Below are 20,035 nucleotides of genomic sequence, written 5' to 3'. Positions count from 1 at the left end.
GGGGCGCGCGTAAGCGCGAACTATGGTGCGCAATTGCGCACCTGAGAATCTCGAGATTCCGGGTTCGATGCTGCGCGTCGCCCCGGAATGACGCCGATCGTATATTCCGACCCGCGGAACAACGCCGCCCTCTCGCGAGGGCGGCGTTTTTATTTCTCCCGCGACCGCTGGACATTGTGTACCAATGGCGCCGAGAAGACGTCGATCGACGCTCCGTTCAAAATCGTTCGAAAAGGGAGAAAACAATGCGTGAAGCCGTCATCGTTTCCTATGCACGCACGGGCCTCGCGAAATCCGGCCGCGGCGGGTTCAACATCACCCCGCCGATGTCGCTCGCGGCCCACGCCATCCACCACGCGGTCGACCGCGCCGGCGTCGAGAAGGACTATGTCGAGGATTGCTATCTCGGCAATTGCGCCCATGGCGCGCCGAACATCGGCCGCCAGGCCGCGCTGCTGGCGGGAATGCCGAAATCGACCGGGGGCGTCTCGGTGAACCGGTTCTGCTCGTCCGGGCTCCAGACCATCGCGATGGCCGCCAACTCGATCCGCTCGGACGGTTCCGATTGCATCGTCGCAGGCGGCGTCGAGAGCATCTCGATGCCGGGCGGCGGCACGCCGAAGGAATCGATCGATCCCGAGCTGCTCAAGACGGCACCGGCGATCTTCATGGCGATGATCGACACCGCCGATATCGTCGCCGAGCGCTACAACCTCAGCCGTGAATATCAGGACGAGTATTCGCTGGAGTCGCAGCGCCGAATGGCCGCCGCGCAGCAGGCGGGCAAGTTCAAGGACGAGATCGTCCCGATGAAGACCAAGATGAAAGTGGTCGACAAGGCGACCAAGGCCGAGTCGATCGTCGATTACGTCGTCGATCGCGACGAGTGCAACCGGCCCGAGACCACGCTGGAAGGTCTCGCCAAGCTCGAGCCCGTCAGGGGTCCCGGCAAGTTCGTCACGGCGGGCAACGCCAGCCAGCTGTCGGACGGCGCCGCGGCCGTCGTGCTGATGGAAGCCAAGGACGCGGAGAAGCGCGGCCTCAATCCCATGGGCCGCTTCGTCGCCTGGGCGGCCGCGGGTTGCGAACCGGACGAGATGGGCATCGGCCCGATCTTTGCCGTGCCGAAGCTGTTGAAGCGTCATGGTCTGAAGATCGACGACATCGATCTGTGGGAGCTCAACGAAGCCTTCGCCAGCCAGTGTCTCTATTCGCGCGACAAGCTCGGCATCGATCCCGCCAAGTACAACGTCAACGGCGGCTCGATCGCGATCGGCCATCCCTTCGGCATGACCGGCGCGCGTCTCACCGGCCACATCCTCCAGGAAGGCAAGCGCCGCAAGGCCAAGTGGGGCGTCGTGACGATGTGCATCGGCGGCGGCCAGGGCGGCGCGGGCCTGTTCGAAATCTACAGCTGAGATCGAGCCTCTTGAATGCGGAAGGGCACGGCGCCGCAAACGCCGTGCCCTTTTTGTTTGGGTGATCTGGGTTTGCGAGCTCTCTCAACGCGGGTCGTCCCGGCCTTCGCCGGGACGACGATGTTGTGAAGGCTTACGCCTTCGCCAGCGCAGGTGCGAACACCACCTCGATCAGCGAGCCGGAGTTCGCCGCGCTCTTGATGTTGAACCGGGCGCGGTTGGCTTCGACCAGAGCCTTGGTCAGCGACAGGCTCAGCGCGGAATTGTCCTCGGCATCGCCAGGCGGCGGCGTCCGGAACGGCTCCATCGCGGCGGCGACTTCGCGCTCGCTGAGGCCGTGGCCGGTGTCGCGGATGCGAAGTGCGACCTCGCCGCGGTCGGTGAGCGCGGTCGAGACGATGACCTGGCCGCCGGCGCTGGCAAGCCGGATCGAGTTGGAGATCAGGTTCATGGTGATCTGCCGCATCGCGCGCGCATCCGCGCTCACCTGCGGCAGCGCATGACCGAGCGAGGTGCGGATGATGATGCGCTCGCGATTGGCCTGCGGCTGCATCACGACCACGCAGGCCTCGACGAGATCGTTGAGGTTGAGGTTGGCGAAGTTGAGGTCGAGCTTGCCGGTCTCGATCCGCGACAGCTCAAGCAAATCGTCGATGATGGCGATGACGCGCTCGCCGGAGGCGCGGATGTCCTTCATGTACTCGCCGTAACGCTCGTTGCCGAGCGTGCCGAAACGCTCCGAGATCATCACCTCCGAGAAGCCGATGATGGCGTTGAGCGGCGTGCGGATCTCGTGGCTGATCCGCGCCAGCATGTCGGCCTTGGCATTGGCCGCGCCGTCGACCAGACGTCGCGCCTGCGTCAGCTCGCTCTCGCCCTGCTTGCTCTGCGAGAGATCGCGGAACACGGCGAAGAAGTTCGGGCCGTCGGGCCGGGTGCGGCCCATGATCATCGCGAGCGGAATGACGCCGCCCTTCTTCTCGCGCCCCAGCACCTCGCGGCCATGGTCGAGCAGGCTCGCGATGTCCTGGCTCTTGAGGTTTTCCAGATAGTCGATGACGACATGCTGGCTCTCCGGCGCGAACAGCGTCACCAGGTTCTGCTGCATCAGCGTCTCGCCGTCATAGCCGAACAGCGCCTCGGCGCTGCGGTTGCAGGCGTGGATGTTGCCTTCGGCGTCGAACATGACGATGCCCTCGGCGGTGGTGTCGAGGATCGCCGCGAGATCTTCCGCGTCGGCCTCGCCGATCTCGGGCTCGGTGGGCAAGATCTCCGGAACAATGGTCTCCGGGACAATGGTCTCGGCGACCACGGTCTCCGCGATGACGGGCGCAACGGGCGCTGCTTGCGGCAGCGCGCAGATCAGCGCATGCGCGCTCTCGCCGTCCCAGTCGATCGCGTGCAGATGCGCCTCGGTGGTCGGCAGCGGCGCTTCGCCATTGGCGAGCGTCGCGCTGATCGTGACAGGCGTGCCTGCTTGCGACGTGCTGCTCGCCGCGGACACGCCCGGCTCGACATAGAGCGCATCGAGCCCGCCGGCGTTTTCCAGTGCGCTCAGGCTGGCATAGCCCATGCGCGCGAGAAACGCGGGGTTGGCGTAGAGCAGGCGGTCGAGCCGATAGATCAGAATGCCGGTCGGCAACAGGTCGAGCAGCGCGCGGTCGCGCGTGCTGTGGCCGTGCGCGGGCGGCGCGGGCTCGCTCAGCCATTCGGCCGGCGCATGCGGCGGTTCAGGCTCTGGCGTGGGCGTCGGCGCTTCAGGCGTGATCTCGGCATCCGCAGGCTCGGCCGATGCCGCGATGGTTTCCTTGTCGCGTTCGAGGCGCTCGGACAATTGCCGGGCGAGCTCGTTGAACGCGCTGTTCTCGACCGGCGTCAGCGTCGGCGATCGCGTGTCGCCGGGCGCGCGGAACGGCAGGACATTGGGAGGCGTTTCCACTGGCGTTTCCGGATCGGTTGGATGTGAATTCGCGTCGGTGATGGTTTCGGGCAGTTCGGCTTCAGGCTCAGGTGCGGGCGGCTCGATCGGCGGAGGCGGCGGCGCCTCCAGCTTTGGTTCGGGCTCCGGCTCGACCACATCGGCGAAAAGGCTTTGCGGCGCCGCCGGTTCGGCCAGCAGCTCAAAACGCCTGAGCGCATCGAGCCGGTTGAGGCCGTCGAGATCGCGGCAGACGCCAAAACCCCTGAAGCCCGCGAAATTGCGCTCGCCGTCGTAGACCGGAAGCCCGGCAAGCTCGACCGGCAGATGCTCGCCGCCATCGGCCGGCCAGTTCACGGTGATCCCGGCCCAGGTGTCCTTGCTGGCAAGCGCCTGCGCCACGCGGCTTTCAGGATCGAGCGCGAACGCGTCGGCGATCTCGCGCCAGGGGCGGTCGAAGCCGGCGGCCGCGCGCGGACCGATCAGGTGGATGAATTCGTCGGAGAGAAGCACAAAGCGGCCCTCTGCATCGGCCTTCCAGAGGAAGCGCAACGGATGCTGACGCGGTGCGGGCGGCTCTTCATGGCCCGACGGCGGCTCGACCATGGCGGTCACGGTCGGCGCGGCCTGCGGCGACACCATGGCTTCGGCCGAGTTTTCAACCGGAGTCTTGTTTTCAACTGGAGGCTTGGGCGCGATCGTCTCGCTTCCTTCCGGCGCGTCGACCGGCTCGGCAAAGGCATCGAACAGCGCGATTTCGGATGGCGCCTCGTGCGACGGCGCTGCTTGCACATGCTCCGGCACGTCGGCCGGAGCAGGGGGCGGCGCAGCCTCAGGCTGAACGATGTCTTCGCGCGCGACCTCTTCAGCGGCCTCGGGTTCGACCTTATCACTCGCCGCCGCCTGCTGCACGGCAGGCTCGATCAGCGCGACCAGGCCGACATCGGCCCCGCTGCCGACCCGCTGCAGCACCATCTGGCCGATGCCGATCGGCGTCTCGGCGCGGCCGAGGCTGAGCGCATCGCTGCGCGCCTGTTCGAGTCCTGCTTCGCCCAGGTCGCGGAAGCCGAGCAGGGTGCGGGCCGTTTCGCTGGCGCCGACGAACAGGCCGTCGGGTGCGAACGCCGCCATCGGCGTCTTGGCGCCGTCGACCAGACGAAGCAGCCGCTCGACCAGCGGCATGGACCGTAAGCCGGGGTCCATCGCGGTGACGAGCACCGCGCGGCCGCCATCGGCGAACTCAAGCCGGGCGCAGGCGCAGGTCATCAGCGTGCCGAGCCGCGCGCCGAAGCCGCGCAGCCGTTCGAGCCGGATCGCCCCGTTCGCAGGCAGCCGGCCGGCCAGCCGGACGATCTGGCGGCGGTGGCTGTCGGCAGGGCCGAAAATCCTGTCCGCCAGCGCCGTGGCATGGGCCGCGCCGAACAGCCTTGCGCCGACCGGATTGGCCCAGAGCACGCGCGTGCCGTCGATCGACCACAGCCAGACGGGCAGCGGCGAAGTCGCGTGCACGGCCAGCCGGGGATCGCCCACGCCTCGCAACTGGAAATCCGAACTCGTCATCCGACCGGCTTCGCGTCCCGCTTATCAGCAAAGGCTGCCGGGAATGGCAGCCTTAAGAAAGGGTTAGTATCGCCCGCAGCCGCGGGCAGGTCCACGTCCCAAGCCTACGGAGCAAGGCCTAAAGCCGCGATAACCTTAATGTCCCCAGGCCCGCAAGGCGTGCCGGCGCTGCATCCGCAGGATTCGCGCGTGGCGGATGGTCAGTCGCATCAAGCCGAGCTCGCGCCCCAACCCAGCTGCGTTCCCTCCCCCCTTGTGGGGGAGGGCTAGGGAGAGGGGTAAGCCCAGCAAAAGGTGTGAGCCGTTGCCTACGGCCCAGAGCGCGACGGACAGAATCCCGGTGTGGCACCCCCTCCCTGACCCTCCCCCACAAGGGGGGAGGGAACGGAGACAGCGCTGCTGGCGCACTCAATTACCTCAACCACCGGTTCCCCCGCCCGGGAACCTCATCCTCCCCGAGATTAAATTTGCGCAACGCACCCTCAAACCCGTTGCGGTGCACAATGTTGACATTTTAGGCAGGCATGGTCTCGGCGCTGGGCGAGCCATCATTCGTTTTGTGTTTCCAGTCTTCGCACCCGTTACCCGGTTGGCCGGCGGGCGCGCCTGAAGGCTCACTCCGTTTTTTCATTCGTGTGAGGGACAAACCATGACAGGTGCGACTGATCCGTTTTCTGCCTCGATCATTCCGTTCGAGGTCCCCGAGCAGATGCGTGCGTTCGCCGAAAAGGGCGTGTCGCAGGCCCGCGAGAACTACGCCAAGTTCAAGGACGCCGCCGAGACCCACAACGGCACCGTCGAGGCCGTGTTCTCGTCCGCCCACAAGGGCGTGAGCGAATACACCGCCAAGCTGATGGAGTTCGCGAAGGCCAACACCAAGGCCCATCTCGACTTCACCCAGGAGCTGTTCAGCGTGAAGGCGCCGCAGGATGCGTTCGCGCTGTGGACCAACCATTCCAAGGCGCAGCTCGAGACCTTCCAGGCCCAGGCCCGGGAGCTCGCCGAGATCGCCCAGCGCGCTGCCACTGCCGCCGCCGAGCCGATCAAGGCCTCTGCCGCAAAGCTCTACCCCGCCGCCTGATCCGGCGCGGTCGTCTCAATTAAGAAACCCGGGCCTAGAGCCCGGGTTTTGCTTTGGAATAACCTCGTTTGCGGACGTTTTGAGGGTGTTGCGGCCTTGCCAAAAACGCCCGTTGCACCTAGTTTCCGCCCCGTCCAGCCCCCCTCGGTGACCGGCCCTATCAAGGGCGCCCCTCGGGCGGCTCGCAAGGATGCAGTTGTAGCTCAGTTGGTTAGAGCGCCTGTCTGTGGAACAGGAGGTCGGTGGTTCGAGCCCACCCAACTGTACCAATGATTTCAGCAAATTAGCGGTCCGCCGTTCGTCCGCTGCAGAGTTGGTGGCCGCGTGCGACGCACGTCTTGCCAGCATCACTCGTCGCGTGGATCGCCCTCAAGTCTCGACTGAACATCCCAGTCGCGGTCAGCCAATTGTCCTCGCGCCCGTCACCGAGTTGCACGCTCTACTCCAGCGTGCCTTGACATTTCAAAACACGTAATATCTCGTGATCGAGATGGCTCGATTCCCGGATCGAGGGGCCCCCTGGAGGGACAATGTCAAAGCGCCGCAATGTCTTTATTAGCCATCACCATGCGGACGACGAGCACGTCGGCGGCCTTACCAAGTTGCTTGATCGGCAAGGCTTTCAAATACGGAACAGCTCGATTCGAGCGAAGCCATCAAACCAGGCGCGCTTGGACAAAAAGCAGATCCCCGAAGGGACGTTGAAGCGCCTTTTGCGCATGAAGATGTCCTGGGCTTCAACCGTGATTGTGCTGATAGGCAAAGACACGCACCAACGCCCGTGGGTCGACTGGGAGATTCGTAAGGCTAACGAGCTGGGTAAGCGGATCATAGGCGTTTTCACAAGGGGCGGGACCGAAGCCGATATTCCGCCTGCTTTTGAAGAATATGGCGATGCGCTGGTGAATTGGAATTCTGACAGCGTCATACAAGCGATTGAGGGCACGAATAGCCCATTTGAAACTCCCGGCAGTGCCGCGCCGCGCGAACTAGTTCATGCTTCTCGAACGGCTCGCTGCTGAGACCGCGATGACGAGAGCCTATTTTTATGTTGTGGCTCGGGACTTTGGATTTGCGCCGAATCCATTCCACGGGATGTGTACCCTGGCGACATGCAAGCCAACCATTCGTCGCACCGCCCGAGCCGGCGACTGGGTTGTCGGTATGGGAGGTGCAAAGTTGAATGCAGTCGGCCGTTGCATTTATGCGATGCAAGTAACTGATGCACTGAACTTTGAAAGTTACTGGGAAGCCCCGGAATTTCGCGCTAAGCGCCCAGTCCGAAATGGCAGTCGAAAAACGATAATCGGGGACAATATCTATCACCGATCGCCTCCGTCCAAGAAATGGCAGCAAGAAGATTCTCACCACAGTAAGCCGGATGGGTCGCCAGATCCGCATAATATTCAGCACGATACACAGACCAACCGGGTGCTTGTATCGAGACACTTTTATTACTTTGGCAAAACCGCGCCCCTCGTTCCTGAAGAAATTCTGCGCGATCTAGGTTTCCGTAACGGGATCGGTCATCGGGTCTTCCCGATGCAGGATGCACGACCCTTCTTATCGTGGCTCGATACCTCCTTTGGAAGTCAGGTGAACCGGGTGCTCGGCGATCCATTCCAATTTTCTCAGAGCACAGCTCGGTACTCTAAGAAAGCCGACAAGGTGATTTGACGATCGTCGCCCGCAATTTGCGTTGTCCGTTGCAGTCAAAGATGCCCGACATGGTCGGTAAAGCCGTGACGCGAAGCTCTCGCTGGATCAAATCTTTATGTCTGCTGGGTCAGCACATAGTTCGATCGAGAGCTTCGAATACGTAAACACGGAGAAGGCTAACATGTTCATCGCAGAATACGAGCGGCTGACCCAGGAAACCGACCGCTTTAGGCAGGAGGAGGTAAATCCGATCCTGCTCGGGCTTTTCGGAGAGGTTGGAGGTGTCATGGCTGCGGCCAAGAAGCTCAGGCGGGAAGGCACCGCGTTCGTTGGCTACCGCCGCGCGGTCGAGGAGGAATTCGGCGACGCGCTCTGGTATTTCGCGGCTCTCTGTCGGCGCGCAGGCGTGCCCTTGCAAGAGGTACTCGCCGCGGCTTCGTCGCAGCACTACGTGTGTTCGGTAGCGGCCGCGGATGATCCGCCGGGCGCCGTATCGCGGGTCTCGTCTCCGCAACCATCAGGCTCGTTCGATGAAATCTTGCTCAGCCTCGGGGGCAATGCCGCCGATCTTCTTGTTCTGACGAAGCAGGCCCCGGACGCGCTGGCCCGCCTGACGGCTTTCGCCGACTCGTTTTTGCGTGCCTTGAATGCCGCTGGTATTTCATTCTCTGAGGTCGCGTCTGCCAACGTTCGAAAGGTGCGGGGTAGATTTCTGGCACCAATTCTGCCCGATCTGCCCGAGTTTGACGGAACTTTCCCCGAAGAAGAACGTCTGCCGCGCGAATTCGAGATCGTCATCCGCCAGCGCTCCGGAGGCCGCAGCGTCCTGGAAATGAACGGAGTGGTCATCGGCGACCCGCTGACCGACAACATCGCCGACCGCGATGGCTACCGGTTTCACGACGTTTTTCATTTCGCGCATGCTGCGGTCATGCATTGGTCGCCGACTTTTCGCGCTCTGATAAAGCGCAAGCGTAAGAGCGATCCCGTCACCGACGAGACGCAGGACGCCGGTCGCGCCATCGTCGTTGAAGAAGGCCTCTCCGCATTCGTGTTCTCCCACGCGAAAACGCTTGCCTTCTTCGAAAACCAATCCTCGTTGTCTTTCGACCTTCTCAAGACGATACGGCAATTCGTCGACGGCTACGAGGTTGATGCGTGTCCCATGAAGCTGTGGGAAGATGCCATTTTACAAGGCTATGACGTGTTCCGTCGTGTAAAGAGGGAAGAGGGCGGCATCGTCCGCGGAGATCGTAATCGCCGCAAGCTGGAGTTCCGGCCGCTCGGAGCAGTTTGATGAATGCAGCCGCCCGTTTCGTCGCCTCGGTCCGCGGCGTTGCCTTCGAAAACGTCTTCAATCCCTATTCCGATCGGTGCCCCGTTCATGACAGAGCGGACGCGCCGGCAAGTCGGTCCGCGACCCTGAACGCCATTCTGCAGGCGGCCGCCTCCGGAGGAGTTCACTCGGTGTGGATCGGAAGGGATCTTGGTTATCGCGGTGGTCGGCGCACCGGGCTCGCTTTGACGGACGACGTCCACGTTGCGGCTCACGCTGCCCGCTGGGGCATCGAGACGCGACGCTGCACGAAAGGATTGCCCGTTAAGGAGCGGACCGCAGGGCTTGCATGGGCGGTGCTGGACGAAATCAAGCTGCCCGTGTTCTTGTGGAATGTTTTCCCCTTTCACCCTCACGAGCCAGGGCTTCCCTTTACGAACAGGTCGCATCGAGCTTCGGAGCGCGGGGTAGGAGAGGAGATACTCTCCGAACTACTGCGGATACTGCGGCCGGAACGGATGGTGGCGCTCGGCGGCGATGCGGCCAGTTGCGGCGAGCGCGTGGCGCCGGGAAAATGCCTCAAGGTCCGTCACCCGAGTTACGGTGGCCAAGCCGATTTCCTGCGTCAGATGTCGGATCTATACGGGCCCCTCCGGGGCTCGAAGACACAGGCGGATATGTTCGATGACGGTGTCCGATCCTAGGATGCTCCCAGCCGGGCGCAACGGTCAGTCGGCCTGATCATACGAGCCGTTGCTGTGATTATCGCACCATCCGTTTGCCGTCAGGATACGCCCCTTAATGAACGCCGCTTCCGACAAACAGTCACCCGACCAGCTCGCAGCGCACGATCTGCTATCTGAGCTGCGGACTCGCATCGCGACGCAGCCGCTTCCCTATCAGTACGGCGTCGAGACGCGCGCTCTCGAGAGCCTGATGCAGATCTTTGGGCTGGCGCGGGAAGCGATGAAAAAGCATCCTGGCTGCCGGGAATTCGCGCGTATCACGACTTGCATGCTCAACGTAGACCTGCGCCCGGTCACGGCCAAATGGCATCGCGCCTTCGAAGCAGGCGTCCTGAATTCCAAAGACGGAGCCAATGAATTCCGCGCGGATCTGAAGAATGTTCGGATAAAACTCGTCGATTTTGCCGAACGGCTTCAATTATTGGCGTACGGCGAATATGTGGCCGACGCCGTGACGCCAGACGTCCTTGACGATACCGAAATCGCGCGCTGCTTCGAACCAGTCGTCTTCGGTGTCGATACTTCCTCAACCGCAGGAGCCGCCATCAACGCCTCTGAAGCAGCAGAGGTGACGAACCGACGACGCGCGGTCGGGATCGACGGAGCGGTGGAAAGCGATGCTGTCGGTTTGGCACTTTCCGGCGGTGGAATCAGATCGGCGACGTTCTGTCTCGGTGTTCTGCAAGTCCTCGCGGCCCGGGGACTGATGAAGCACTTCGATTTCCTGTCGACGGTCTCGGGAGGCGGCTATACCGGCAGTTTCGTTACCGCAAGGATCGGAAGCGGCGAACCGTTCGACGCGATGAGTAATCCGAACGGGCCAGATACCGTAGCCATCAGGTATGTGCGCCAAAACGCCAAGTATCTTAGTGCAGTCGACCTCAAAGAGCGACTGCTGTTGGTAACGGGTACGCTCGCCGGGTTGATGCTGAATTGGATGGTGCCGCTCTTCGTGCTGTCCCTTTTGGCATTGAATGTCGTTCAGACGATCCCATACATGCCGGATTTCACTTGGTCCTCATTGGCCGTCGTCTTGTCGATCCTAATGGCGATGCTTGTCCTTCTCTACGGCATTACTCTGCGCGCGGGGGTGGGCACTCGTAGCAGCGGAATTCTGCTTGCACTGCTTGCAGCGATTACGGCTGCATCAGCGCTTATGGCGGCGATCGAATTTGGCTACCGGAAATTCGGCGAAGCGCTGGACGTTCCCTGGTCCGTTTCAGGGACGGCGGTTGCGGCCGTGATGGCCGCTCCGGCCATTATCAGGTTTCTGCCGATTTTCCAGAGCGATGCCGCCCGCAAACTATTGATGAAGATTGCTCTCCTTGCGGCAGGTATCGCAGTTCCGATCTTAGCCTTGCTGGGTTTTTACCTGTTGCGCAGGCTCGGTGGCTTGCCGTGGGAGCCGGAGGCGCCGTGGTGGTCGCCGCTGCACCATATAAGCGGCGGGGCACTGTTGGTGGTTACGGTGCTAGTTTCCGGTGTCTATTCGCTGTTTTTCCTGAACATAAACTTGACTGGTCCGCACAAGTTGTACCGCGATCGACTCGCTAAAACGTTCGTGTCGAACGGCGCCGCAACCGACGACATTGCGCTCGCTTCGCTCAATGCCACGAGCATCGCCCCCTATCATCTGATCAACGCTACCGTAAACCTCCCGTCGAGCACGAGCCCCGCTGTCCGAGATAGGAAGGGAGATTTCTTCCTGTTCTCCAAGCATTGGTCTGGCTCAGTAGCGACGGGATACGAATCGACGAGCAATTGGAAGATGAATGGCGCCCCCGTCGATCTAGCCACGGCGATGGCGATTTCGGGTGCTGCGGCTTCACCTCACATGGGCATGGGCTCCATTCCCAGCCTTTCGGCCCTTATGACCTTGCTCAACATCCGCTTGGGTTTCTGGATAGCAAATCCTTCGAAGAAGACTTGGGGGGTCCCAGGATTTACCTGCCTTCTCCGGGAAATGACGGGCACGATGATGACGGAAAAGAATAGTTGGTTGAACCTGTCTGACGGCGGACACATCGAAAACATGGGAGTATTCGAGCTTCTTCGAAGGCGATGCAAGTTTATCGTGTGCGTCGACGGAGAGGCCGACCCTAAGTCAACGTTTCAGGGGCATCTTACTCTCGTGCGTCATGCCCAAATCGATCTCGGGATTCGTATCGAGCCGCGGCTCGACGAAATCCGTCCTGATCCGAATTCGCGCTTCAGCCGGACCCACTCTCAATTATTCCGCATCAATTATCCTAAAACCTGCGACGGCCGCGCCGAGGGAATCGGGCTGATGCTATATCTCAAGCTCTCTTTGACTGGGGACGAGGCGGAATTGCTCAAGAGATATCGGTCCGTGAACCCGGATTTTCCGCATCAATCCACTCTTGATCAATTCTACGACGAAGAGCAATTCGAAGCCTACCGGCAACTGGGCGTGCACGTTGTCGAAGGAACTTTCGCACCGGCGCTCATGACAAGAAATCGCTCTCCCAATAACGTGCGCAATTGGTTTGAGCAGCTTGCGGCCAACATGCTGGAGCCGTCCAACTAAGGATTGGAACTGCGTATGGGATCGACAAGCCTCAGCTTCTGCCCTAACGACCTAAATCGCACCACTTACACCACCACCCGGCAACGTCACCGCCGCCAGCAGCGCGACCGCGCCTGACACCGGGTTCACGAGGCGCTTGTACTGAACCGCGAAAATCTACGCGCGTTGTAACTACGGTGACAGTGCACAAAATCCCCGTCGCAGAGAGTGCCACCATCCGCAACGCTGCTCAAAGCCATTTTGTCCGCGGTCACCGTAGCTCCCCAGTTCGCAATGCGCTATCGGTAGCGAACCAAAGGCGTTCATGAAAAAGCAAACCGGGCGAAAAACATCGTGAGTTTCTTCGAGCGTCTCAAGACAGCAGCATCCGTCGAGTGGCAGGCCTACACCGAGCATCCCTTCACGAACGGATTGGCGGACGGCTCGCTCCCCGAAGCGGCGTTTCGTCACTACCTCGTTCAGGACTATTTGTTCCTCATCGAGTTTGCTCGCGCCTACGCGCTCGCGGTCTACAAGTCGCCCAGACTTGCCGACATGCGTGAAGCCGCGGCCGGCCTGTCGGCCATCCTTGATGTCGAGATGAACCTGCATGTGAAGCTCTGTGCCGATTGGGGTCTGTCCCCGACCGATCTTGAACAGGCTCCTCCGGCGGCCGAGATGCTGGCCTATACACGCTACGTGCTCGACGCGGGAATGCGCGGCGATCTGCTGGCTCTCAAGGTGGCGCTTGCCCCCTGCGTGATCGGGTACGCGGAGATCGCAACGCGGCTCGCCTCGCTCCCCCTCGCGGACGCTGCGACGAACGCCTACCGCGTCTGGATCGCGGAGTACGCCGGCGCGCCGTACCAGGAGGTCGCTGCCAGAGCGCGGGCGCATATGGAGCATCTCGCCGATCTCTACGCCACGCCGGCCCGCGAAGCAGAGCTGATTGCGATCTTCAAGGAAGCCACGCGACTCGAGGCAGACTTCTGGGAGATGGCCTGGCGCGCGGGCCAGCGCGTTCATTAGCTCTTTCGGCAGTCAGGATGGGGGCGGGGGCTCGGCACGCCACGACGCAGGATCGGTCGCTTTCGTTCCCCCATTTCAGGAGAAATCGGCGTCGAGCAATGCCGAACCTTTTCACGACCTTGGGTGTTTGTGTTGCGGCAGGACTGACAACGCTGAGGAGCTAAGACATGAACGGACTTATTTATCTGGTCGGACTCGTGGTCGTGGTTGGTGTGGTGCTCTCGTTCCTGGGCCTGCGCTGATTGGATATTTGGGAGGTGGTGCGGCACTCCCAAGCTTTGACACTTCACCTCGCCACCACCCACACCACCACCGGCAACGTCACCGCCGCCAGCAACGTGCCCAGCGCCACCGCGCCTGAGACCGGGTTCACCAGCCGCTGGTACTGAACCGCGAAGATGTACGCATTCGCGCCGGTCGGCATCGCCGCGAACAGCACGAGCACGCCGGCCGCGAGCGGCGGCAAGTCGAGCAGCTTTGCCAGCACGAAGGCGGCCGCCGGCATCGCCAGCAGCTTGAGCGCGCTCATCACGAGGACGCTCAACATCTCTCCCTTGACCTCAAAGCGAAAGAGATTGATGCCGAGCGCGATCAGCGCCGCCGGCGAGCCCGCCTGCGCCAGCAACTCGACGGTCCGGTCGACGACCGGATGCAGGCCGAGGCCGGTGAGACGCCAGACGAGGCCAAAGCCGATCGCGAGCATGATGGGGTTGCGGGAAAGATCCAGCAGCACCGGCACGATCAGCGACGCCGCCGAGGCCGTCTGCTTGCGGTCGACCAGCTCCATCTGCAGCGTGCCGCAGAGCCAGAGCAACGGCGTGTTCACCGACAGGATCAGCGCCATCGGTCCTGCCGCCTCATTGCCCAGCGCCGAGAGTGTCAAGGGAATGCCGAGCATCACGATGTTGCCGTAGACCGAGCCGATCGCGAACACGACGCCGTCCTCGCGGTCCTCGCGCCGCTTGCGCAGCAGCGCCGAGAGGATCAGTGCCGCGATCCAGGTCAGCGCGAGCGCGCCGTAATAGGCGCCCCACATCCGCCAAGGGCTGACGCCGGAAAATTCCGAGACGACGATGGTGCGGAACAGCAGCGCGGGAATCGCGATGCTGAAGGCGAATTCGGAGATGCCCTTGTGCGCGGTCTCGGAGACGAAGCGAAACAGCACCGCGGCATAGCCGGCCGCGATCAGCGCGAATACCGGCGCGACGATCAGCACGGTGGCCATGCGCCGCTACGATCCCATCTCGATGATCCGGCGCGCCATGCGCACATTGGCATAGTCGATCATCTTGCCGTCGAGCGTCACCGCGCCCTGGCCCTGCGCCTCGGCCTGCTCCATGGCCGCGACGACCCGCCGTGCGTGCGCCAGTTCAGTGTCGGACGGGACGAACGCCCGCAGCGTCGGTTCGATCTGGTCGGGATGGATCACCTGCTTGCCGTCAAAACCCATCGCGGCCGCCTTGAGCGCGCTGCTTTCGGTCAGTCTGGCATCGCGGAACGCGCCGCAAGGGCCGTCGATCGCGCGCAGCCCGAACGCACGCGCCGCCACCAGCAGGCGCATCATCGGATAGGCGAATAGATCGAGCGGTGCGGAGGCATAGCCGCTCTGGGCGGAGCCCACATGCCGGTAGCCGTCCGGCGATGCGCCGATTTCCGAGGAGCGGGCGCCGATCGACGCCGCGAAATCGCCGACACCGAGATGAAGGGCGGCGACGCTTTGGTGCGCGGCGGCGAGCGTGTCGACATTGACGAGGCCCAGCGCGGTCTCGATCAGCAGTTCGAGCGCCACAGGAGAAGAGCGACGGGGCGCGGCCGCGCGCAGCTGATCGGCGATGGCGACGATGTCGCTTCCGCGCTCCGCCTTCGGCACGATCACCGAATCCAGCCTGGGCAGCGCAGCGAGCTTGCGGATTTCCTGCGCGATGAAGGGGCTGTCGACGGCGTTGAGCCTGACCGCGACGACCTTGTGGCCCCAATCCAGCGAAGACAGCGCCCGCGCGGCTTCCTCCAGCGCCGCGCTCTTCTCGGACGGCGGCACCGCGTCCTCGAGATCCATGAACACCGCATCCGCCGCCGAGGCAGCGGCCTTGGCGACGAGACGGGAGCGATGCGCGGGAACGGCCAGATAGACCCGCGTCGGCCGCTGAGGCGCCATCGTCATGTCTCCTTTGCGAGACCGAGCTCGCTGAGGATGGATTGATTGTGCTGCCCGACGTCAGGCACCGGATCCATCCGCGGCGACAGGCCCGGAATGGTGAGAGCCGGCAGGAAGCTCATCACCGGGCCGCTCGGAGATCCCACCGTTTGCACCCGGGAGCGGGCGCGGAGCTGCTCGTGCTCCAGGAACGCCTCGACCGAATTCAGATGCGCGTTGGCGATTGAGGCCTCGTCGAGCAGCCGCAGCACCTCGTCACTGCTCATCGCCGCAAAACGCTGCTCGACATGGACCTGCAGATCGTCCCGGTTCTGCATGCGCAGCGGATTGGTGCGGAAGCGGGGATGGTCGGCAAAGGCCGCGTCGCCAAGCACGATGGCGCACAGCGATCGCCATTCCCGGTCGTTCTGGATGCCGAAGAAGATCGTGTTGCCATCGCCGACGCGGAACGGGCCATACGGCGCTATCGTTGCATGCTTGGCCCCGGTGCGCGGCAGCGGCCGGCCGGTACTCTGCGTGTAGAAGGCGGGATAGCTCATCCAGTCCGTGATGGAATCGAACAGCGAGGCCTGGAAGGCGGTGCCCTTGCCGGTCCGCTCGCGGCGATACAGCGCCATCAGCACGCCGTTGAGGATGTACATGCCGGTGGCGATATCGACCACCGAAAGTCCGACCTTGGCGGGCTCCGACTCGGTGCCGTTGATGGCGAGGACGCCGGCCTCGCACTGCACCAGGAGGTCGTAGGCCTTCTTGTTGCTGTAGGGTCCGTCGGCACCATAGCCCGACACGTCGCAGGCGATGATCCGGGGAAACTTCCGCAGCAGCGATGCGGCATCGAGACCCAGCCGCTCCGCCGCGCCCGGCGCCAGGTTCTGGATGAAGACGTCGGCCTGCGGCAGCAAGGCCTCGAGCACCTCCTGGCCTTCAGGACTCTTGATGTCGATGGCGAGGCTCTCCTTCGACCTGTTGGTCCAGACGAACTGGCTCGACATCCCGTTCATCACATGATCGTAGTCGCGGCAGAAATCGCCATCGCCCGGCCGCTCGATCTTGATGACGCGCGCGCCCCAATCCGCAAGATGCCGGCTGGCAAGAGGAGCCGCGATCGCCTGCTCGAGCGAGACCACCGTCACGCCCGACAGCGGCAGCTCCGCCTCATTTTGCTCCATGCAATCGTCTCCGTCCCGCTCGCGCTTTTGTCCAGCGCAGGAGACAAGCCGACCACCCCACGCACGTTCTGTGATGATGGCATCATGCGCCTGTTTTGCCCGACGAGTCAAATCCAATTTCGTAAAATCCGCAAAACGCGATTCACAAAGTTCAATTGGTACATGGACTTGGCTACTGTGCATGGGGTTGTTTTCGCGGTTTTTGTTTTAGGGGCCCTGTTGCCGAGACCGCACACGTCGCGGCTTTCGCATCTCGCCTCGGTTGCCAACGAACCGCCGTTCACCCACTATCCGCTCCGACTCGACATTTGGGGGGATCGATGCCGGCGTTCCGTTTCAAGAAAACCTTGGCTGCTGCAATCGCCGGGATCGCCCTGGCCGTCCTGATCCACCCGGGTGAAGGCTTTGCCTACTCCCAGGAGGAGCAGCAGGCCTGCACCCCCGATGCGATGCGGCTGTGCGGCGAGTTCGTACCGAACGTCGACGCCATCACCGCCTGCATGATCCAGAAGAAGTCGCAGCTCTCGCCGCAGTGCCGGGTGTTCTTCCGCCCGGGACCGGAGCCCGGCATGGCGGCCGCACCCCGCGCCGGCAAGCCGACCAGCATCGCGCCCAAAACTTCGAAGAAGAGCACGAAGACGGCCAAGAAGAAGAAATCCAGCGAAGGCTGACCGCGGGCACCGCGTTCCCTTTCTGAAACTCGATCATGCCCGGGCCACAGCGCGCAGTGCGTTTGAAGTCCCGGGCATTTGCGTTTCCGGTCCCCTCGTTCGCTGTCCCCTTGAGTCAAACTGACCCAGCCATCAGCCCCGCACCAGCCACCGGACTCGTTTTGTTCGCCTTCCTGTGCGGACGCTTGCGACAAGGCGGGATGGAAACGAGTCACGGAATGGATTGCCCGGCGAGGTTGCATTCCATTTTTTCCCGCCGCACTGCTCAAAAAACGCACGATTGCCGGCGTGAGGCCGTCGCCGCACGCAGCAGTGTGACTCAAAAGCCAACGCGCTTTGTTATTTCATGGCGCCGACATAACTTATGATAAATTTTTCTTTCCCGAATCACCGCGGTGATTCATTTTCGCCGCCTGGGGTCAATCTGGAGGCAGAGGTATGAACGTTATTGTTTTTGCATCGCGTAAAGGTGGCTCAGGCAAGAGTACGCTGGCCGCGCATCTCGCCGCGCAGATCAAGGCGACCAAGCCGATCCTGCTCGTCGATGCGGATCCGCAAGGCTCGCTCACGCTGTGGCACAAGCTGCGCGGCACCAACGAACCGCCGATCAAGTCCGCGGTGAACTCGGTCAGCGGCATCGTCTCCGCTGCCAAGCGCGACGGTTATGAATGGGTGTTGATCGACACGCCGCCGAACCTGTCGGCCGTCGTCGACGACGCCATCCGCAATGCCACCATGGTGGTGATTCCCGCCCGTCCCGGCGTGTTCGACGTCAACGCGGTGCAGGAAACCATCCAGATGTGCCGTGCGGCGCGCAAGCCCTACGCGGTCGTGCTCAACGGTGCGCCGGCGCGCCGCGACGAGTCCGAAAGCCCGATCGTCACCATCGCCCGCGAGGCGCTGGCGAAGTTCCGTGCTCCGGTGTGGGGCGGCCAGATCACCAACCGTTCGGATCTGCTGATGGCGCTGAGCCACGGCGAGGGCGCGCGGGAATATCAGGCCGAGAGCCGCGCGGCGCAGGAAATCGCAAGGCTGTGGGCGGCGATCGAGCGTTCGGTAAAGGCTATTCGCGGCACGGCGTCGGCGTCCGGCGCAATGCACAAGCAGGCGGCATAATTTTTCATAAATCATTCCCCGGACGAAAAACGCGCGGACATCCGCGCGTTTTGCGTTTTTGGGAAGATGACTTGGTAACTACGCCACCATCAGCATGTAGAACACGATCACCGGCGACAAAGTGAGGATCACCGACCAGATGCCGGCGGCCCAGAGAATGTCCTCGGTGGTGAAGCCCTGCTCTCCAGCGTCGTAATGCGACGCCATTTCGTTATGATGATTCACAAACGCCCCCGCGATTTCTTCGCTTATGGGCATGAACGCTACACGGGATATTTTAAAAATCCGGGTCGCAGTTTCGCGCGCTTTCGAACACAGGTGCTACCACGAGTTAACCATCCGGACCTGCGCTGGCATCACGCCAGCCAGACTCGAAACACCAGCACCGGCATCAGGCCGAGCATCACCGCCCAGAACCCGAACGACGACACCACCAGAATTCCCCGCATGAAATCGGCCGACGCGAACATCTCTGCCGCCGTCGGGCGGATGCGTTGCCCCATGATCATTCCCCCATTTGAAAAGACTTTGAATGAAGACGATAGGCGCGATTGCGTAAACGAGCCGTGGATGCACCATGCGGCAGCAGCGAAGGCCGTTGGGGCGCGGTTAACCACGGGACACGCTCTCTCACTCCCTCTCCCCGTTCTTACGGGGAGAGGGTGGGGTGAGGGGCTATCAGCTACGCTGCGACTTGCATCCGCCGTTCGATCTCGCGGTCAAGCTGGACTGCGAGTTCGCTGCCGACCTCGACCATCGGCAGGCGCACTTCGGGGCTGTCGATCAGACCCGTGCGCCACAGCCAGTATTTTGCCGGCGCGGGACTGGGCTCGGTGAACAACAGGCGCGTCAGGTCCGCGACCTCCTGCCAGCGCGCCAGCGCAACATCGTGGTTGCCGCGCTTCAGCTCGGCTTGGACAGCCGCGAACGTCGCGGTCTCGAGATGGGCTGACAGCACGATGCCGCCGTCGGCGCCGTCGCTGAGCGCCTCGAAATAATTCGCATCCTCGCCGGTCAGCACGCGAAAGTCCGCAGGGCGGTCGCGCAGCAGCGCGATGGATTGCTCGCGGCTCGCGCCGCAATCCTTCAGACCGATGATGTTCGGGTGCCCGGCAAGCCGCAGCAGCGTCTGGTTGGTGATGTTGACCGAGGTGCGATAGGGGATGTTGTAGAGCGCGATCGGCCAGGCGGCGTTATCGGCGAGCGCCTCGAAATGCGCCAGCAACCCGCGCTGCGATGGCCGCAGATAATACGGGCTCGCGATCAGATAACCGTCGATCGGCCAATCCGCGGTTTTGTCGAGACGCTCCTTCAGCCGCGAGGTGTCCGCGCCTGAAAGTCCGAGGCAGATCGGAATCTTGCTGTGGCCGGTGGTCAGTTCGTCGCGCACGATAGCGACGAGGCGTTCGAGCTCGGCGTCGCGCAGCGTCATGCCTTCACCGGAGGTCGCCCCCAGGATGAAGCCGTCAACGGCCTGTCCGCTGTAATGCCGTGTCAGCCGCCGCAGCGACCTCTCGTCGAGAGCGCCGTCGCGAAACGGCGTTATCAGCGGCAGCCAGAGCCCGTGCAAATGTTCCTGTAGTCCGGTCATGTTCCACTCTCCTTCTCGGGAAAATCCTGAGACGAGGCACATGAAAAAACCCCGTCCAGGCGGCGGGGTTTTCGAAGTTTCGGCTCGCGATGACGAAGCTGTTAGCGCGCGCAAAAATC

General features: G+C 62.6%; 17 protein-coding genes and 1 tRNA gene. 11 read left to right on the top strand and 7 right to left on the bottom strand.

Going from position 1 to position 20,035, the window contains the following annotated elements; translation table 11 throughout:
* Positions 1-245: 245 nt before the first annotated feature.
* Positions 246-1,418, top strand: coding sequence for an acetyl-CoA C-acyltransferase (locus tag BRA471DRAFT_RS31525; RefSeq protein ID WP_007596708.1), 1,173 nt, complete (start codon positions 246-248; stop codon positions 1,416-1,418).
* A gap of 133 nt (positions 1,419-1,551) precedes the next feature.
* On the opposite strand, the gene BRA471DRAFT_RS31520 is transcribed toward BRA471DRAFT_RS31525, so the two are convergent.
* Positions 1,552-4,896 (bottom strand): PAS domain-containing protein, encoded by a 3,345-nt coding sequence (locus BRA471DRAFT_RS31520; protein ID WP_007614729.1) that lies wholly within the window; start codon positions 4,894-4,896, stop codon positions 1,552-1,554.
* Positions 4,897-5,545: 649 nt separating this feature from the next.
* Here BRA471DRAFT_RS31520 and BRA471DRAFT_RS31515 point away from each other — a divergent pair.
* The 8 genes from BRA471DRAFT_RS31515 to tenA all read left to right on the top strand — a co-directional run bounded on the left by BRA471DRAFT_RS31515 (position 5,546) and on the right by tenA (position 13,214).
* Positions 5,546-5,977: a phasin gene (locus BRA471DRAFT_RS31515; protein ID WP_007596705.1), complete on the top strand. Its 432-nt coding sequence runs from the start codon at positions 5,546-5,548 to the stop codon at positions 5,975-5,977.
* A 192-nt stretch (positions 5,978-6,169) separates the two neighbouring features.
* Positions 6,170-6,246, top strand: a tRNA-His gene (locus BRA471DRAFT_RS31510).
* Between the two features lie 261 nt (positions 6,247-6,507).
* Positions 6,508-6,999, top strand: coding sequence for a TIR domain-containing protein (locus tag BRA471DRAFT_RS31505; RefSeq protein ID WP_007614727.1), 492 nt, complete (start codon positions 6,508-6,510; stop codon positions 6,997-6,999).
* A gap of 7 nt (positions 7,000-7,006) precedes the next feature.
* Complete coding sequence (locus tag BRA471DRAFT_RS37245) at positions 7,007-7,654, top strand: hypothetical protein (protein ID WP_007614725.1); 648 nt, start codon at positions 7,007-7,009, stop codon at positions 7,652-7,654.
* A 163-nt stretch (positions 7,655-7,817) separates the two neighbouring features.
* Complete coding sequence (locus BRA471DRAFT_RS31500; protein WP_007614723.1) at positions 7,818-8,933, top strand: nucleoside triphosphate pyrophosphohydrolase family protein; 1,116 nt, start codon at positions 7,818-7,820, stop codon at positions 8,931-8,933.
* Complete coding sequence (locus tag BRA471DRAFT_RS31495; protein ID WP_007614722.1) at positions 8,933-9,616, top strand: uracil-DNA glycosylase; 684 nt, start codon at positions 8,933-8,935, stop codon at positions 9,614-9,616. The genes BRA471DRAFT_RS31500 and BRA471DRAFT_RS31495 overlap by 1 nt, the downstream gene beginning before the upstream one ends.
* 97 nt (positions 9,617-9,713) lie before the next feature.
* Positions 9,714-12,206, top strand: coding sequence for a patatin-like phospholipase family protein (locus BRA471DRAFT_RS31490; protein WP_007614720.1), 2,493 nt, complete (start codon positions 9,714-9,716; stop codon positions 12,204-12,206).
* Positions 12,207-12,539: 333 nt separating this feature from the next.
* A complete protein-coding gene (tenA, locus tag BRA471DRAFT_RS31485) occupies positions 12,540-13,214 on the top strand; it encodes a thiaminase II (RefSeq protein WP_007614718.1) in 675 nt (224 codons plus the stop codon).
* 286 nt (positions 13,215-13,500) lie between these two features.
* Here tenA and BRA471DRAFT_RS31480 read toward each other — a convergent pair whose 3' ends face one another.
* From BRA471DRAFT_RS31480 to BRA471DRAFT_RS31470, 3 genes are read right to left on the bottom strand one after another with little or no spacing between them, the layout of a single operon-like run.
* The gene (locus BRA471DRAFT_RS31480; RefSeq protein ID WP_007614714.1) at positions 13,501-14,439 is read right to left on the bottom strand and encodes an AEC family transporter; all 939 of its coding nucleotides are present in this window, start codon (positions 14,437-14,439) and stop codon (positions 13,501-13,503) included.
* Positions 14,440-14,445: 6 nt separating this feature from the next.
* Positions 14,446-15,375, bottom strand: a complete 930-nt coding sequence (locus BRA471DRAFT_RS31475) for a CoA ester lyase (protein WP_231170992.1) — start codon at positions 15,373-15,375, stop codon at positions 14,446-14,448.
* Positions 15,372-16,538, bottom strand: a complete 1,167-nt coding sequence (locus tag BRA471DRAFT_RS31470; RefSeq protein ID WP_007614711.1) for a CaiB/BaiF CoA-transferase family protein — start codon at positions 16,536-16,538, stop codon at positions 15,372-15,374. The genes BRA471DRAFT_RS31475 and BRA471DRAFT_RS31470 overlap by 4 nt, the downstream gene beginning before the upstream one ends.
* Positions 16,539-16,858: 320 nt before the next feature.
* Here BRA471DRAFT_RS31470 and BRA471DRAFT_RS31465 point away from each other — a divergent pair, with 320 nt between their 5' ends.
* Together BRA471DRAFT_RS31465 and BRA471DRAFT_RS31460 are read left to right on the top strand one after the other, a co-directional pair.
* A complete protein-coding gene (locus BRA471DRAFT_RS31465; protein WP_007614709.1) occupies positions 16,859-17,209 on the top strand; it encodes a hypothetical protein in 351 nt (116 codons plus the stop codon).
* A gap of 438 nt (positions 17,210-17,647) precedes the next feature.
* Complete coding sequence (locus tag BRA471DRAFT_RS31460; protein WP_007596685.1) at positions 17,648-18,325, top strand: ParA family protein; 678 nt, start codon at positions 17,648-17,650, stop codon at positions 18,323-18,325.
* Between the two features lie 78 nt (positions 18,326-18,403).
* On the opposite strand, the gene BRA471DRAFT_RS31455 is transcribed toward BRA471DRAFT_RS31460, so the two are convergent.
* The 3 genes from BRA471DRAFT_RS31455 to BRA471DRAFT_RS31450 form a co-directional block, all read right to left on the bottom strand.
* Positions 18,404-18,583, bottom strand: coding sequence for a hypothetical protein (locus tag BRA471DRAFT_RS31455; RefSeq protein ID WP_007614707.1), 180 nt, complete (start codon positions 18,581-18,583; stop codon positions 18,404-18,406).
* Between the two features lie 98 nt (positions 18,584-18,681).
* Entirely contained in the window at positions 18,682-18,828 is a 147-nt protein-coding gene (locus BRA471DRAFT_RS39165; RefSeq protein WP_007614705.1) for a hypothetical protein, read from the bottom strand.
* Positions 18,829-19,007: 179 nt separating this feature from the next.
* Entirely contained in the window at positions 19,008-19,916 is a 909-nt protein-coding gene (locus BRA471DRAFT_RS31450; RefSeq protein WP_007614703.1) for a 4-hydroxy-tetrahydrodipicolinate synthase, read from the bottom strand.
* Positions 19,917-20,035: the final 119 nt, after the last annotated feature.

This window comes from Bradyrhizobium sp. WSM471 (assembly GCF_000244915.1).
Lineage (GTDB): Bacteria > Pseudomonadota > Alphaproteobacteria > Rhizobiales > Xanthobacteraceae > Bradyrhizobium.
Note: the sequence above shows the minus strand (reverse complement) of the source record. Positions and strands in the feature narration are given on the sequence as shown.